Consider the following 14735-nt stretch of genomic DNA (forward strand, 5'->3'; position numbering starts at 1 on the left):
CCGCCGTTCCGAACGAAAGGACAACAGGCCCGCCAGTAAACTGGCGGGCCATCCTACGTCGAGCTATCAGCGGTCACCCATCACGGGTGGCCAGGCATGCGACGGCAAGGGGTCGTTCGGGGCGCGCACGCGCATCGCCACCGGCTGGCAGGGCTACAAGGGCCTCTTCTAGGAGGGCACTTCTCGGCCACGTCGCGACGTGTGTCATGCCCGAACAACAGCCCTCAGCGGCCTGGTCACCAGCGCATCAACCTCACATTGGCCGGTCTGAGCAGTGGGCCGCCCGCCTTTTTGGTCAGCCCGCGTCACACCAGCGGTCTGACCGGAATGGATCTGGCGATGCAGCACGCGGCGGAGCTCGATGCCCAGGCCGGGCGGCGTGGCACCGAGCTCACCAAGCATCTGCTGATGCGGGCCATGGGCTCGATCGATCCCCGCCTGCGGAGCTGACGGCATGGCTGCGCGAGCGGGGCGTGAACGGCAGTGGCGCTGCCGGATGGTCACCGCCGGGCCGGGCTCGGGCAAAACGGCAGTACTCGGGCTGATCGCCGCCCTGTCCCATCCCGAACACCGCCTTACCGTCCCGGCCCGCTCCTTTGGGCTGTCGGAGCGTCTGATGCCGGATGCGGGCAGCGTGGATGTCGCCATACCGCCCACTGGTCTCGGTGACCCGCGCGAACACGGCCAAGCCGGCCCACGGGCCGAGGCGGCGCTCGTCCGAAGCGCCCAAGCCGCGGCGATGCGCGTACCTCCGCCTCCGGCCGCCCACCAGACTCGCCGTGCACGCGGGCTCTCGACGGCAGCGCTGGCCTGCCTCTCACACTCGGGGCATGGTGGCGTTCAAAACGTGAGCTGTACCGCTACGAATCCTTGGTGAACTTCACGTCCAACCCGCACGGCGCATCCGGGTCGTCCGTCGCGCACAGTGCCTTGCCGCCATCCACCACCGCCAGGTCGATATGGCAGTTCTCGGCCGCGCCATCGAATGAAAGAGCAATCCAGGAGCCGGACTTGGCGGTCTCGTCGGAGATCTGAGTGTGCTTGCTGGTCGCGACGTAGAAAGCCCAGCCACCTTTGGAGGATTTTCCGGTGCACATTTTATCGGCGAGGTTCTTCGAATCGAGACCGCTGGCGGTAAACGTCCGGGCGGCGGCAAAGGCGAACTTCTCGCCGTGCGGTCCCGCCCAGTTCCCGGTGATGCGGTCTGCCGCGACCTTGGTCGTCGGCTGGCTGCCCGCACAGGCGGTGAGCAGCAGAAACGGCGCCAGGGCGGCGAGTGTTCTCAGGGCGGTACGGTGCACGCGGCCACTCTAACAAGGGGGCGGTACGGAGCCTGACTCAGCTCCTTACCGCCCCTTTGTGTGCTATCTGCTGATAATCCCGGCTAGTTCAGCCAGTCCGAGGTGTCGATGCACTGGTTGACGGGCCACTTCTCCTCTCAGTGGAACTCCTCGCGCACTGCCGCCCCGTGGTAGCTCTCGAATAGCGGGTTCCAGGAGCGCGGCACCGCATGTGTGGCGGACCGCCAGTCGGAGGTGTTGTACGCATAGAACTTCAGCGTCACGGTGCCGGACTTCTTGTTGATCGACTTGATGCTCGCCTCGCCGGACGAGGTACAGCCAGGGCCCGGGGCCCGATCTGCGACCAGGCTCTGCGCCACCGCTGAACCGACCGGACGCTGACCCGAAGGTCGTGAGCGATGACCGGGTTCTCGTCGCCCTGCCTGAACCGCTCGGCGGCCTCCATCCTCAACTTCTCGCGGAAGGCACGCCGTTCGTCGGTCAGTCCGCCCCTTGCGCATACCTCATGCGTTCGGCATACCGCAGGGATCAAGAGGCGTCAGCCTCTACGACACCACCCTTTGAAGGTCAGAAACCGCTACGTTGCCGAGAAGACTTCAGTGCGCGCCGAACCCCTCCACCAGCACGCACGGATGCTGGTGGAGGAGTTCGGCGCGCACTATGCCTTTCCCGTGAAACGCAACCAGTTGCAGTTGTGGAAGGCGTTCCGGAAGGTTGCCCTGGCACAAGGTGAGGGCTTCCTTCCGCTCCACGGTGCGTGCCCATGGCCGCATCGACACCCGGGTGGTGGAGGTGGTCACCTTCGCCGGCCTGGACTTCCCGTATACGCGGCAGGTCGCGCGCATCACCCGGTACCGTACGATCAAGGCGAGCGGGAAGCGCAGTCGGGAGACGGTGTACGCGATCACCAATCTGCCCTTCAGGGCGGCGGGTCCACAGCGGATCGGGGAACTCGTGCAGAGCGAATGGGGCATCGAGAGCAAGATCCATTGTGTGCGGATGTGACCTTCGGCGAGGACGCCTCCCACGTCCGCACCGGCCACGGAGCCCAGAACATGGCCATGTTGAGGCCGACCGTCATGTACTTCCTGCGCCAGGCCGGTAGTTCGATCGCCGACGCGCGCCGCCAGCTCGCCCTCGCGCCGCACACCGTCCCGCTCGACATCTTCGGTATCCCCTGTGGCCTGCACACTCACGCCTGAAATGCGACCTTGCAACATCCCTGCAGGGCAAGCCCAGTCGCGGGCGGCCTGCACGATGGTGGACCCGGCGTCGCGCACCCGCCACCCCGTAGCCTGGCGTAATTGCTGGGTGAACCGGATTTCGGCCGGGACTTGACGGCTCGGCGTGAAACGAACGCCGCTTGCTGCCGGTTCAGCTCACGGCACGGCATACCGCGCGGCAGGATGACCGCCCAGCCTCGGCCTTCATTGTGAACGCCTCGCTCGCGGGGGAAGGCCACACATCCGGGTAAATTCTAGCGGCCAGCTGCCTCTTCGATGACAGAGGCAACCTTGTCCGGATGCGAGATGTAGACAGCGTGGCTGGACTCGGGGACCTCGGTGATCTTCGCATGCGCCCGTGTGTACATCCAGCGCTCAAGATCCGGGCTGGCGATTAGGTCCTTTCCGGCGACAATTCCGTAGCTAGGCTTGGTCTTCCATGCGGCCGTCGTCACCGGTGTGTCAAAAACCTCTGCAGCGACCAGAACTTGCGATTTGGCCATGAAATCGGCCTGACGCGCGGGGAGATCGGCTGCGAAATCGGCATGGAATTTCTGCGGATCGAGCATGAGATACCCGTCATCGGTGGGCTTGATGTCATGGGTGGGAGAGGGGATGCGCTCAAACAGATTATTGAGGCTCTCGCCAATGTCGGGTACGGCAGCTGCTACATAGACCAGCGCCTTCACCTTGGGGTCGTCGCCGGCCTGGGTGATGACCTCTCCGCCGTAGCTGTGGCCGACCAGCACGACGGGCCCGTCCTGCATTGCGATAGCGCGGCGCGTTGCCGCGACGTCGTCTGCCAGGCTGGTCTCGGGTTCCTGGACAATACTGACGTTGTAGCCCTTCGCCACCAAGCGGTCATAAACACCCTGCCAGCCCGATCCATCGGCAAGCGCACCGTGCACCAAGATAACATTGCGGACCTCGGGCGTCTTGCTCTCGACCTGTACAGGCGAGGCATGGCCGTTGGCCGTAACTTCGGCCGTTGCCGGTGACGCCAGAATAGCCGTCGCCGCGATGCTGGCCAGCCCCAGAGTAACCGCGGGGAAAATCTTCTTCATCATCTGGATTCTTCCTACTACTTAATCGTTCAGCTCGTTGCAGTCGCAGCGAGGAAGGCGATCGGCGCAATCTGACGATTCGTCGAAATTGGACATTCATCGTACGGACCGGCGCACCCGCCGTGAGTGGAGTCACGGAGGGCAACTTCTTACGTTGACGCCGTGAGGCCAATCGTGGGGTGGTGGCCGACCCTGACGCCACGCAGGACGCAGAATATGCAACTAACGGACTATGGCCTCAAACACGGCCGAAGACGGGAATATCTGAGCCTTCGAGGCGATGACCTGCCTGCGCTTCCGCTACATCGTCTGCGCCGGAACGCGGATTCGTGAGTGCCGGTTCGCCGCGTACGGATGATCTCGGGCCGCTATTCGACGCTGTGGGTGTCAAGAACGTCCTGGATGGTCACATCGAGCGATTCGAGCCTTACTGAGGAGCTCGGTCCGAGCACGGTGGCGAGGCGGGGGCCGAGTTCGGCGCAGGCGGCGAGCAGCGGCGTCGCGAAGCGGTGCAGGACCGGCTCGGCCACCCGGGAGGGATGACCGGCGATGGCAAGCGACCCTAGGGCATGGCCTGAATCGGGGTCGAGTACCGGTGCCGCGATGCCGTTGAGCGCCGGGTGGTTGGCGGACTGCGAGATGGCGTAGCGCTGGCGGCGAATCTCGGCGAGCTGCTCGGGTAGATCGGTACGCACGGGGTGGCTCTCCGGTGCGAGGAGGACTTCGTCGACCTGTTGGGCGGGGAGGAACGCGAGGATTACTGCTCCCGCGCACCCTGAGGTCAATGGCGAGCGTTCGCCGATGTGCGCGATCGGATGGACGGCTGTGCCAGGGGGGTCGGCACGGAGCACGATGACACGGTGGGCTCCGCTGCGGAGTAGCAGGCTTATTGTCGCGCCCACGTCGGCGGAGAGTCGCGTGAGTACCGGGCGCACGCGGTGCAGGAGTGCGGGACGTGGCCCCACAAGTGAGGCGAGGGCGAGCGCGCGACCGCCGACCCGGTAGCCGCGGCGCCCGATGTGGTCGACGTAACCGTGCTCCTGCAAGTTTCGCAGCACCCGGTAAGCCTTGGTCTGGGGCAGGCCTGCGCGCTCGGCGATCGTCTTCAGGGCGGCTGGCTGCTGTAGGCCGGCGAGCGTCTCGAGGATCCAGAGGGCGCGAATGTGCCCATCCTCGGGCATGATCAGGGCCTTTCTCCGGTGGTTGCATGTTCAGCACCTTGTGTCGTCGAGGATAGCGGGCACCGACGAATGGCGAGATGACGCTGGTCACCTTCCGCCAGGCGTGGAACTGCCCGGACATCGACATGCCCGCCCCATTCCAGCGCCCGCAGGGGACCTGCGATCGCCGGCCGATCGCACGTGACGCGGTTGCCGAGATCACGCCTGCACGGAGTCAGTGCCAGGACCCAGTTGATGACAGTGTTGAGGTCGCGGGGCGTAATCGGACCGAGTAGCGGCGGGGCTGCGCCCGGTGCGTGGCGCCGCATCTATCGCGCCTGACGCCGGCTGAGACTGTGGCTGCCACAAAATTCGCGATCTGCTCAACGGGGACACAGGGGGCAAGTCACCACCCATTCAGTCGAGACGAAACCCGAGCCATCATCGTCAACATCTTCGATCTCGCCGACATGATCGTCACCGAATGCAGCCTGCCCCGCGGGACATCGCCAACTCCTTGCTGGGCGAACGCCAAGGTCGCTGACAGTGAGGCTTTTCAGCGTGGTCACCGATCGGGGGACGGCGTAGGCGTCCGCAACGCACAAGGCTCCGGTGCCGATGAGGGAGGTGTTCGACGTCTCAACTCGCTCGCGCAGGAGCCTTGTTGGTTCGCCATCCTGCCGCACTCGACCTGCCTCATACCCTGGTCGAGTGGGTCACCATGCTCATCGTCACCCGCGAGGGTGACCGCCGCTGCAAGCTCCCGCCGCACCAGCGTGCGCTGGTCGGTCTGGTGTACCTGCGCCAGCACATCACGCTCGCGCAGCTTGCAGCCGGCTTCGGTATCTCGATCGGCACCGCCCATGCCTACACAGCCGCGGTGATCGGCCTGCTCGCCGATCGCGCTCCTGGCCTGCTGCGTACGTTGCGCGAAGCCGATCCCGACTTCGTCCTGTTGGACGGCACCCTTGCCGAGTGCGACCGAGTCGGCGACAGCCGCGCCGACTACTCCCACAAGCACCGTCGGCACGGAGTGAACGTGCAGGTGGTGACCGACCCGGCAGGGCGACTGCTGTGGATCCCGCCCGCACTACCCGACCGCGCTCACGACCTGACGGCGGCCCGCACCACCGCATCATCCGAATCTGTGAATGCCAAGGCGTCCCGATCCTCGCCGACAGGGCATACATGGGCGCCGGTGTCAACGCTCCCTGAAATCTGGTTCTGGATCACTTTTGGTGCAGAGCCACGGAGCGTCACCGAATCCACAATCATGAACGGTCGTGGCTGACACTCTCCTGCAGGACCTCTGGTTCCACCACGCCGACGACGTCGCGCTGGACGCCATCACCATCCAACCCCGACGCGTGACCCTCCACGCACCACAACCAGCAGGTCAGCTGCTTGCCCGTCGTGCAGAGCCGTGTCGGCCAGCGTTCACAGCCGGTACCTGCGCCGACTCGATGAAGCCGCCGCTGCGGGGCGCAGGTGGTGGTGGAGTTACAGGTCCGACGGTTCCGCTGCCACGGACCCGCCTGCCCCAAGACCACGTTCGTCGAGCAGGTACCCGGGCTGACCTTCCGTCACAGACGGCGAAGCCAGGGACTGCAGGCGGCTCTGCAGCGGGTGGCGCTGATGCTGGCCGGCCGGGCCGGAGCCAGACTCGCGGACGCGGTGGCCTCTCCGGTGAGCCGCTCGACGCTGCTGCGGCTGATACGGGCCGTCCTTGAGAGCGCGCCAGCCACACCGCGCGTGCTGGGCATCGACGAGTTCGAGTTCGCCCTGCGCAAGGGCCATGTCTACGCCACCGTCCTGGTCGATATCGAGACTCGGCGCGTGGTCGACCTGCTGCCCGACCGCACCATCAAAACTGTCCCGCTGCCTGGCCGCCCACCCTGGCGTCGAAGTGATCTGCCGCGACCGCTCCGCCTCATTCGCCGAGGCCGGACGCCTCGGAGCCCCTGAAGCGATCCACGTCGCAGACCGCTACCACCTGTGGCACAACCTCGCCGAGGCCGTCGAGAAGACCGTGGTTCAACACCGGGCTCTGCTGCCCGAACCCGTACCGGAGCCCGATCCCGCCGGAGCAGCGCCCGTGTCGCTGCCACCGCTGTCGGCGCCGCCCAGGAGAACGGGACGCCTTGCTGACCGGGTCCGCGAACAGCACGCCGCGGTCCACAGGCTCCTGGCCACCGGCGCCGGCCTGAAGACCATCGCCCGCCAGCTGGGCGTGGCCCGCAACACCGTCCGCCGCTATGCGCAGGCGACCGACCCCGATGAACTGCTGGTGGGACGCTGGACCGGACGGCCCAGCATCCTCGACCCCTTCAAACCGCACATCGACCAGCGGTTCGCCCAGGGCTGCACCAACGCCCGGCGCTTGTTCGAGGAAATCGCGCAGCGCGGCTACCCGGGCAAGGAGCAGATCGTCCGCAAGTACGTCCACCGGCTCCGCCTGGCTTTCCCGCACCAGGCCCCGCCCCGGCGCAGGCGCTCGGTCCGCGACGTCACGGGCTGGCTCACCCGCCACCCCGACCGGCTCGACGCCGACGATGCCCAGCGTCTGAAGGAGCTCCTGGCCCGTGTCCCGGTCCTGGCCGCGACCTCCCGACATGGCCGACAGCTCAAGGAGTGGACCGCCGCAGTCCACGCCGACCAAGTCCCGGCCCTGCACCCGTTCGCCGCCGGCCTCCTCTAGGTCGTGTTTTTGAAAGTCGGCTCGTTCCTCGTCCCGTGCCGTAATGATCTCGGTGTGGGGCGAGGCGATCTTTCTGACGAACAGTGGGCAGTGCTGGAGCCGTTGTTGCCGGTCGCGGCGTTGGGCCGGCCGTCGCTGGGACGGCGGAAGCTGATCGACGGGATCCGGTGGCGGGTGCGCACTGGTGCACCGTGGAGGGATCTGCCGTCAGCGTACGGGCCGTGGCAGACGGTCTACGGGCTCTTCCGGCGCTGGCAACGCAACGGCACCTGGCCTGTGCTGCTGACCGGACTGCAGGCTCAGGCAGATGCGGCAGGGCTGATCACGTGGGAAGTCAACGTCGACTCCACGATCTGCCGGGCTCATCAGCATGCTGCAGGCGCCCGCCGCGACAGCCCGGCCCAGAAGGAACCGCCCGGCGGAGTCCACACAGAGCCCGACGACCACGGTCTGGGACGACGCGCGGGTGCGATGACGATGTGCTGGCGCGACGGGCACAGAGCCGTCGTCCTCGACGGCCGGGAGGAGGTCGATCTCTGACCGGCGAGCGTGGCCGGCCAAGGGAGCAGGTCTGGTTGCTCCCTTGGCCGGCCGGGGTCGCTCAAGCAGCTGGACAAGGCGGTGGGGGAGACCGCGCTGGTCAGGGGACGACCGGGCGACCTCGGCTATGCCGAGCACGACATGGTCGCTGCGGGTCGGATGACGCCCTCCAGGCCCGATCGGTCCGGGGGGGGGCGGTTCACGGTGACATCCGCACAGCGGCTCACGCTGACGGTAGCCGGCCGGCGAACTCGCTGAGAACCGACGGACGGTCCGGGCCGAGCGGAAGCCGGTGTCGGCCGGTGGTCGAGGTTCCCCTCACTCTCATGCCAGGCCGAACTGTTGCGCGCTGGAGCCGTTGCAGTCCCAGATCTGCAGCCGGGTTCCGTTCGCGGTGGCACCCCCTGTTGAGTCGATGCACCGGCCCGTGGTGGGGTTGGACATCGAGCCATTGGAGTTGGGGACCCAGTTCTGGTAACCGCCGCCGTTGCAGGTGGCCAACTGGAGTTTCGTGCCGTTCGCGTTGACGCCGCCGGCGATGTCCAGGCACTTGCCCAGGGTCTGCAGGGTCTGGCCGCTCCAGGTCCACTTCTGGTCGAGCGAGGTCGACTGCTGGCAGTCCCACAGCTGGACCGCGGCGCCGTCGCCGCCGATGTCGTCGCCCGCCACGTCCACGCACTTGCTGCCCGGAGCGTAGATCGGGGTGCCGATGGCGAACTTCTGGGCGCCCGCGCCGTTGCAGTCCCAGATGTGCAGCCGGGTGCCGTTCGCGGTGGCGCCCGACGGCGAGTCGATGCACCGGCTGCTGGCCGGGTTCCGCAGCGAACCGTCCGTCTGCCGCAACCAGTTCTGGTACGCGCCACTGTTGCAGGTGGCGAGTTGGAGTTGCGTGCCCGCGGCGCTGTTGCCGCCGGCGATGTCCAGGCACTTGCCAAGGGTCTGCAGCGTCTGGCCGCTCCAGGTCCAGTGCTGGTCCTTGGCCCCCGACTGGCAGTCCCACAGCTGGACCGCGGCGCCGTCGCCGCCGATGTCGTCGCCCGCCACGTCCACGCACTTGCCGCCCGGACCCGTGATCGTCTGGCCGGTCACCGAACTGCCGCCGCCCCCGGAACCGGGCGCCTTGTTGTACACGGCCACCGAGTCGATGACCAGCTTGCCGCCGGAGACCGTGGCGGCGTTCGGGCCGCCGCCGAACGCGTCCGGGAAGCCGCCGCCCATCGCCAGGTCGTAGATGATGAAGAACGGGTGATCGATCGCGTCGGACCAGGTTGTCGGGTCCACCTGGTTGGCGTTGACGGTGAAGAAGTTGTTCCCGTCGAGGTAGAACCGGATCTGCTCCGGCGACACGGAGCGGTCGATCTCCGTCGCGTAGTCGTGGAAGCTGGTCTGGCAGCCCGAACAGGCGCGCTCACCCGAGCCTATGCCGGTCGACTCGTTGCACGGTCCGCCCGGGTTCACGCCACAGTGGATGGTGCTGAAGTCGGAGCTGCGGCCGTTTATGTCCTCCATGACGTCGATCTCGCCGGACTTCGGCCAGGTCACACCGCTGCGTAGCGGTGCGCCGAGCATCCAGAACGCCGGCCAGTAGCCCGCGCCGTTGGCGGTGGTGACGTTGGGCTGCTGGAGGACGGACTCGATGCGGACGACCCCGCCGGCTGGGGCGCCGAAGGCTGCAGACTGGGTCTCCACGCGCCCCGACGTCCATCCTGCCCGCGGGTCGGAACCGGAGTGCAGGGCCTGGAGCACCAGGTGACCCTGGCCGTCGTAGTAGACGTTCGACGTGCTGTTGGTCATGGTCTCGATCTCACCTGTACCGAAGCTGCTGCCCGGCCCGGTGTCGTACTTCCACAGGTTCTGGTCGATGCCGGTGCCGGCCGCGCCGTTGAAGTCGTCGCTCCAGGTGAGCGTGAAACCCGGCGGGGTGGGGGGCACCGCCGCCTCGGCGTTCAGCGTCACGGCGAGGCTGGTCGCCACCGCGACCGCGACGACTGGAACCAGGAAGAGCGCCCTCTTCCATCCGCCGCGCCGTGCCTTTGTGAAATTCAAGCGCATCTTCTGTCCGACCTCCGGGGCAAAGACGTGATTGTGGGAGGTTCGCTACGCGGCCCTGTGGCGTATGCGGCAGGGCGCATGGCGTTGGAGTACACAAGCTCGGCGTGCGTTATAGGAGCTTCAGAGGTGTCACGAACGCAGCTTGTCGATCAATCTGACGTTCGACAAGATGGCTGACTCGTAAACTTTCCTGGAGGACCCGAGAACCGGCCTACGGCGTCGGACCGGACATGGCGGAAGCTCCTGCTTTCATCCGCCGTGGTGCTTTCACCCGGATCGGCCGTCCCTCTCGCCACCTCCCCTCGGTGTCATCCTCCTCGCGCTCGATGGCCCGCCGGATGGGGCTGCCGCCGGGCAGTGTCCTCCGGGCCGTCAGGCCGGCGGAGTTGACCGGGGCGTCCGCGTTGTCTGGCGATCGCCACCGACGGCTCCCGGGCGCGCACTCGCCGGACGCGGCTCGTTGACATGCGGCGCCGGTACGACCTCGGCAGTGAGCCGTTGCAGCCGGTGCCGAACTACGACGAGTTCAAAGAAGAGCTCGCCGCCTTGCGCTATCAGGAACGGCTTGCACATCAGGACCGGTCCCAGGAACCGGCGACACTCCCCGAACTGCCAGCCACCGAAGTGGCCATGGCAGCAAGCGCACCATTGTCAGAGCCGCAGGCGACCTCAGCGGAAGCACCTACGAGGTCGTCAGCAACAAACGAGCCGACAGCAGAGTGACCGGGGAACGACGGTGAAAGACCATCTGCTGTGAGACGTATGCAGTCGTGATGCCGGTAGACGCACTCCGGGGCTTCGCCCAGGTTGTCTGCTGCACCTTTGGTTGATGCGCTCCTGACCACGTTACGGACATCATTCAAGGCAGCCGGTACAACCAGCCGGTCAAACTGCGCCTCCATGCACTCGCCGCGAGCCTGAGCCAGACCGTGGGCTGGCACCGATTCGACTACGGGTTGCACGCCGAGGCGAGCCAGTACTGGATCGCCGGACTGCACAGCGCCCACACCGGAGGCGACCGCGACATGGGCGCGGCTATGCTCGGCGACCTTGCCTAACAGGCCTCTTGGCGCAACGATCGGCGCACGGCCGCCGACATTCTCGAACGGGCCCTTTCGGGCACCCGGCTGCCCGGTCCTTGCTCCAACTCCGGCTCGCGCGTGCTCTGGCGGCACAAGGCGAGCGGCGAGCTACCTTGCGCGCCCTCACGACAGCCGAACGTCTTCTCGATGCCTCGTCCATGCCGGCGTGGTGCGCGTGGATGTCTGAGAGGGCGTTTCATCCCGGTGTTTTATCCCGGAATCTGGTGTTTGGTGCACGATCTCGGGTCGCGCCAGGAGATGGTGTTCTCGCCGGTGAGAGGGCGGGCCACGAGGTCGGTCATGGCGATGTGGATCATGGCTTCGGATCGGGCGGACAGGGTCTCGTAGTCCCGGGCGAGACGGCGGTGGAGCATCAGCCAGCCGTAGGTCCGCTCGACCGCCCACCGTTTCGGGATCGGGGTGAATCCCCTGGTCCCAGGGGTGCGGGCGGTGATTTCCATGTCGATGCCGAGGGTGGCCGCGTGCTCGACGAGGTGCTGGCGGTAGCCGCCGTCGACCCACACCTTGCGGATGCCGGGGTGGTTGGCGGCGACCTGGTCCAGGAGTCGGGTGCCGGCGGGCGGAGTCCTGCACGCTCGCCGCGGTGACCAGCACGGCCAGCAGGAGACCGAGGGTGTCGGTGACGATGTTCCGCTTCCTGCCCACCACCTTCTTCCCGGCGTCGACGCCCTGGCCGGCTGTGGGGACGTTGGTAGAGGTCTTGATGGTCTGTGAGTCGATGACGCATGCGCTGGGCTCGGCCTCCCGGCCTTCCTGTCTGCGTACTTGGCGGCGCAGGAGACTGTTGAGCTGGTCGAAAACGCCTTCCTCCTGCCAGCGGGCGAAGTAGGCGTAGACGGTGTTCCAGTGCGGGTAGTCGTGTGGAAGGTAGCGTCACGGGATCCCGGTGCGGTTCACGTAAAGGATCGCGTCCAGGAGACTGCGCAGGTCGTGGTCCGGTGGGCGGCCGATGTCCAGCCCGCGACCGCGGCGTTCCGCCCGCCAGGCGATCAGGATCGGCTCGACCAACTCCCAACGGGCGTCAGACAGATCGCTCGGATAACGACGGCGTTCGGTCATGGTTTTGAAGTACTGGGCAGCCGCCGGTCCGGCCCAGGCGCATGCATCCGGCGCGTGCGGCGAACGGCGCACGAAGGTGCGTCTTGACTCTGTCGGGGATCTTGGAGTTTCCCGGTGCGGCAGCAAGATCGACGGGCATGCTCGAGTAGTTCCACCGACCGATACAGCTGTCGAGCGGTGCTCGTTGTCCCTGCGCCCCCGTTCCGGTGAGCACGTTCCGCCTCTGACCGCGCGGGTCGCGCGGGCGAGCAACCCGGTCGGCACGACAGCGATATGGGTGCGGGACCGGCTGGACGGGCTGTGGTGTGACGAGGACTTCGCGGACTGGTACCCCGGGGACGGGCGTCCGGGGCTTTCGCCCGCTCAGCTGGCCACCGTCTGTGTGCAGTTCCTGCTCGGCCTGTCGGACCGGCGGGCCGCCGAGTCGGTCCGCTGCCGCATCGACTTCAAGTACGCCATGGCCATGGAGCTGGACGATCCCGGCTTCCACCACAGCGTGCTGGCCGACTTCCGAGACCGCCTCACCGAGGACGACCGCGCCGACCGCCTCCTCGACCTCGCACTCGCGCGCCTGAAGGGGGCCGGACTTGTGCGCGAGCGCACCACGCAGCGCACTGACTCCACCCATGTCCTGGCCGCGGTGCGTGACCTGACCCGCCTGGAGCTGGTCACCGAGGCGGTTCGCGCCGCACTCGAAGAGGTCGCAGGCATCTCTCCCCATCTGCTGGACGAGCTGGTCGATGAGGGCTGGGGGCTGCGCTACGGCCGGCCGGTCCGCCTGGGGAAGAACCCCACCAAACCCATGACCAGGATCCTTGCCACCGGAAACGACGCCGTCCGGCTCCTGGAACACCTCTACCGGTACGGAGCGGACCGCATGTCCGGTCCTCGCATCCAGGCTCTGCGGCAGATCATGGTGCAGAACTATCACCGTGATGCCGCGGGACAGCTGCGCTGGCGCACCGCCGAGAAGGAAGGCGGGGTGGGTCTGCCCCAATCGTCGAGGGCGATCGTCTCTCCCTACGACACCTCGGCCCGCTACGCACGGCACGGACACATCATCAGCTGGAAGGGGTTCTCCGCGCATCTGACCGAGACCTGCGCTCCCGACGGCCCCAACGTGATCACGGATGTCGCCACCACCGCGGCCACCACCCACGACAGCCAGGTCCTGCCCGGCATCCACACCCGCCTCTCCCGACGCGGCCTGCTGCCCGCCGAGCACCTGGTCGACGCCGGCTACACCTCCCTGCCCCATCTGGAACAGGCCACCCGCGAACACCAGGTCACCGTCTCCGGGCCGCTGAAGAGCAACCCCACCCGCCAGCACCGCCGAGGCGAGGGCTTCGCCCGGGACGACTTCCACATCGACTACGACCATCAGCAAGTCACCTGCCCGCAGGGACAGGTCAGCGCGGGCTGGCACGGCCCCTACCCGACCTCCTCGCCCACCGCGGCCCCGCTGATCGTGGCACGGTTCACCAAGAGCCAGTGCCAGCCCTGCCCGGCTCGCGCTCAGTGCACCACCTCCCGCGAAAGCCACCGCACCGTGGGCTTTCCTCCACGAGAGCTCCGCGACCTGCAACTCCATGTCCGCACCCAGCAGCAGACGCCCGAGTGGAAGGCCCGCTACGCGGTCCGCTCCGGAGTGGAGGGCACGGTCAACGAGTTCGCCCACGGACACGGCATGCGGCGCTGCCGCTACCGAGGACAGAGAAAGGCTCACGTCCAGCACGTCCTGACAGCCATCGCCGTCAACATCGAGCGCCTCAGCGGACTACCACCCGCTGTGGAAGCCCCCACACCCCGCCAACCGACTTCCTTCCAGAGGTACCTCGACCAACGGGCGACTCCTCGCCTGAAGTCCTGGCGAACCCTCGGGAGTTGACCTCGACGGCTCCAAGATCCCCGACAGAGTCAAGGTAAGACACCGGGCGGCCAGGTTAGGGGAACCATCGAGGGCAACCGCATGAAAGCCATACCCGGTGTCTCTGGGTCTCTGAACCTTACGACGGCCCGTCCAACCCACGAGCAAGGTAGGACCGCATGAGCGCGTCATCACCAAAGCCGTCCTCACCCTGGAGAGGCAACGCTGAAAACGCTCATTGATCGACGTGCAGCGCCGTCATTCCGCGATGAATTCGTGATAACGGACAGGAACTGATCGTCATCGCGTCCGGCGCTGATTCGACCGCGTGGCGGGGTCACCGCCGCATGTCGGCGTACGGACTTCTCTCCCCGGTCGCGTACGGGTGAACGTCCCCAGTTGTCAGGCCACTTCGGTCTCTCGCTCGATGGCCTGGAGGCGGTTCTTGAGCCGGTAGCTCGGGCCGTTGATCGCGATCACTTCGCAATGGTGGAGGAGCCGGTCGAGGATCGCGGTGGCGAGGACCTCGTCGCCGAAGACTTGGCCCCATTCGCTGAAGGTCTTGTTCGAGGTCAGGATGATGGAGCCCTTCTCGTAACGCTTGGAGATGACCTGGAAGACCAGGTTCGCCTCGGCACGTTCGAGGGGCTGATAGCCCACTTCGTCGA

The 14735-nt window shown here is 66.8% G+C and carries 14 protein-coding genes and 3 pseudogenes; 9 read left to right on the forward strand and 8 right to left on the reverse strand.

What is annotated here, in order from left to right:
• Positions 1-327: 327 nt before the first annotated feature.
• The gene (locus H293_RS60765) at positions 328-450 is read left to right on the forward strand and encodes a hypothetical protein (RefSeq protein WP_259294655.1); all 123 of its coding nucleotides are present in this window, start codon (positions 328-330) and stop codon (positions 448-450) included.
• A 410-nt stretch (positions 451-860) separates the two neighbouring features.
• On the opposite strand, the gene H293_RS0142000 is transcribed toward H293_RS60765, so the two are convergent.
• The 3 genes and pseudogenes from H293_RS0142000 to H293_RS57845 form a co-directional block, all read right to left on the reverse strand.
• A complete protein-coding gene (locus tag H293_RS0142000) occupies positions 861-1301 on the reverse strand; it encodes a hypothetical protein (RefSeq protein ID WP_020123770.1) in 441 nt (146 codons plus the stop codon).
• Positions 1302-1438: 137 nt separating this feature from the next.
• Entirely contained in the window at positions 1439-1660 is a 222-nt protein-coding gene (locus H293_RS62040; RefSeq protein ID WP_020123771.1) for a hypothetical protein, read from the reverse strand.
• A pseudogene (locus tag H293_RS57845) lies at positions 1603-1808 on the reverse strand (helix-turn-helix domain-containing protein); the annotation flags it as partial. The gene H293_RS62040 and the pseudogene H293_RS57845, both read right to left, overlap by 58 nt.
• Positions 1809-2030: 222 nt before the next feature.
• Between H293_RS57845 and H293_RS53980 the strand changes: the two are divergent.
• Together H293_RS53980 and H293_RS53985 are read left to right on the forward strand one after the other, a co-directional pair.
• A complete protein-coding gene (locus H293_RS53980) occupies positions 2031-2306 on the forward strand; it encodes a hypothetical protein (RefSeq protein WP_158694515.1) in 276 nt (91 codons plus the stop codon).
• On the forward strand, positions 2303-2503 hold the full coding sequence (locus H293_RS53985; RefSeq protein ID WP_020123773.1) for a hypothetical protein: 201 nt from the start codon (positions 2303-2305) through the stop codon (positions 2501-2503). The genes H293_RS53980 and H293_RS53985 overlap by 4 nt, the downstream gene beginning before the upstream one ends.
• Before the next feature lie 275 nt (positions 2504-2778).
• Here the strand turns inward: H293_RS53985 and H293_RS0142020 are convergent, their stop codons facing one another.
• Positions 2779-3591 carry an alpha/beta fold hydrolase gene (locus tag H293_RS0142020; RefSeq protein WP_020123774.1) on the reverse strand — a complete coding sequence of 271 codons (813 nt, stop codon included), beginning with the start codon at positions 3589-3591 and terminating at the stop codon, positions 2779-2781.
• A gap of 365 nt (positions 3592-3956) precedes the next feature.
• Positions 3957-4769, reverse strand: coding sequence for an IclR family transcriptional regulator (locus H293_RS0142025; protein ID WP_020123775.1), 813 nt, complete (start codon positions 4767-4769; stop codon positions 3957-3959).
• 643 nt (positions 4770-5412) lie between these two features.
• Here H293_RS0142025 and H293_RS53235 point away from each other — a divergent pair.
• The 4 genes and pseudogenes from H293_RS53235 to H293_RS51255 form a co-directional block, all read left to right on the forward strand.
• Positions 5413-5948 (forward strand): annotated as a pseudogene (locus H293_RS53235) (transposase); the annotation flags it as partial.
• Positions 5949-6239: 291 nt separating this feature from the next.
• Entirely contained in the window at positions 6240-6713 is a 474-nt protein-coding gene (locus tag H293_RS57850) for a transposase (protein WP_158694516.1), read from the forward strand.
• Positions 6655-7446 carry a hypothetical protein gene (locus H293_RS53995; RefSeq protein ID WP_028808672.1) on the forward strand — a complete coding sequence of 264 codons (792 nt, stop codon included), beginning with the start codon at positions 6655-6657 and terminating at the stop codon, positions 7444-7446. The genes H293_RS57850 and H293_RS53995 overlap by 59 nt, the downstream gene beginning before the upstream one ends.
• Positions 7447-7449: 3 nt before the next feature.
• Positions 7450-7986, forward strand: coding sequence for an IS5 family transposase (locus tag H293_RS51255; protein ID WP_259294658.1), 537 nt, complete (start codon positions 7450-7452; stop codon positions 7984-7986).
• A 324-nt stretch (positions 7987-8310) separates the two neighbouring features.
• Here H293_RS51255 and H293_RS51260 read toward each other — a convergent pair whose 3' ends face one another.
• The gene (locus H293_RS51260) at positions 8311-10038 is read right to left on the reverse strand and encodes a ricin-type beta-trefoil lectin domain protein (RefSeq protein WP_020123776.1); all 1728 of its coding nucleotides are present in this window, start codon (positions 10036-10038) and stop codon (positions 8311-8313) included.
• A gap of 929 nt (positions 10039-10967) precedes the next feature.
• On the opposite strand from H293_RS51260, the gene H293_RS60775 reads away from it, so the two are divergent.
• The gene (locus H293_RS60775; RefSeq protein ID WP_020123777.1) at positions 10968-11096 is read left to right on the forward strand and encodes a hypothetical protein; all 129 of its coding nucleotides are present in this window, start codon (positions 10968-10970) and stop codon (positions 11094-11096) included.
• A gap of 233 nt (positions 11097-11329) precedes the next feature.
• Here H293_RS60775 and H293_RS54000 read toward each other — a convergent pair.
• Positions 11330-12200 (reverse strand): annotated as a pseudogene (locus tag H293_RS54000) (IS5 family transposase).
• A 184-nt stretch (positions 12201-12384) separates the two neighbouring features.
• Here H293_RS54000 and H293_RS0142070 point away from each other — a divergent pair.
• On the forward strand, positions 12385-14088 hold the full coding sequence (locus tag H293_RS0142070; RefSeq protein ID WP_106968552.1) for an IS1182 family transposase: 1704 nt from the start codon (positions 12385-12387) through the stop codon (positions 14086-14088).
• Positions 14089-14469: 381 nt separating this feature from the next.
• Here H293_RS0142070 and H293_RS0142075 read toward each other — a convergent pair.
• On the reverse strand, positions 14470-14735 hold a 266-nt coding region (locus H293_RS0142075), incomplete at its 5' end, for an ATP-binding protein (protein WP_020119597.1).

Origin of the sequence: Streptomyces canus 299MFChir4.1 (assembly GCF_000383615.1) — a bacterium.
Lineage (GTDB): Bacteria > Actinomycetota > Actinomycetes > Streptomycetales > Streptomycetaceae > Streptomyces > Streptomyces canus_C.

Bases quoted from the DNA above. Each gene is read 5' to 3' on its own strand.
- H293_RS60765 (WP_259294655.1), top strand. From the start codon at position 328: ATGGATCTGGCGATGCAGCACGCGGCGGAGCTCGATGCCCAGGCCGGG.
- H293_RS0142020 (WP_020123774.1), bottom strand. From the start codon at position 3,591: ATGATGAAGAAGATTTTCCCCGCGGTTACTCTGGGGCTGGCCAGCATC.
- H293_RS0142025 (WP_020123775.1), bottom strand. From the start codon at position 4,769: ATGCCCGAGGATGGGCACATTCGCGCCCTCTGGATCCTCGAGACGCTC.
- H293_RS51260 (WP_020123776.1), bottom strand. From the start codon at position 10,038: ATGCGCTTGAATTTCACAAAGGCACGGCGCGGCGGATGGAAGAGGGCG.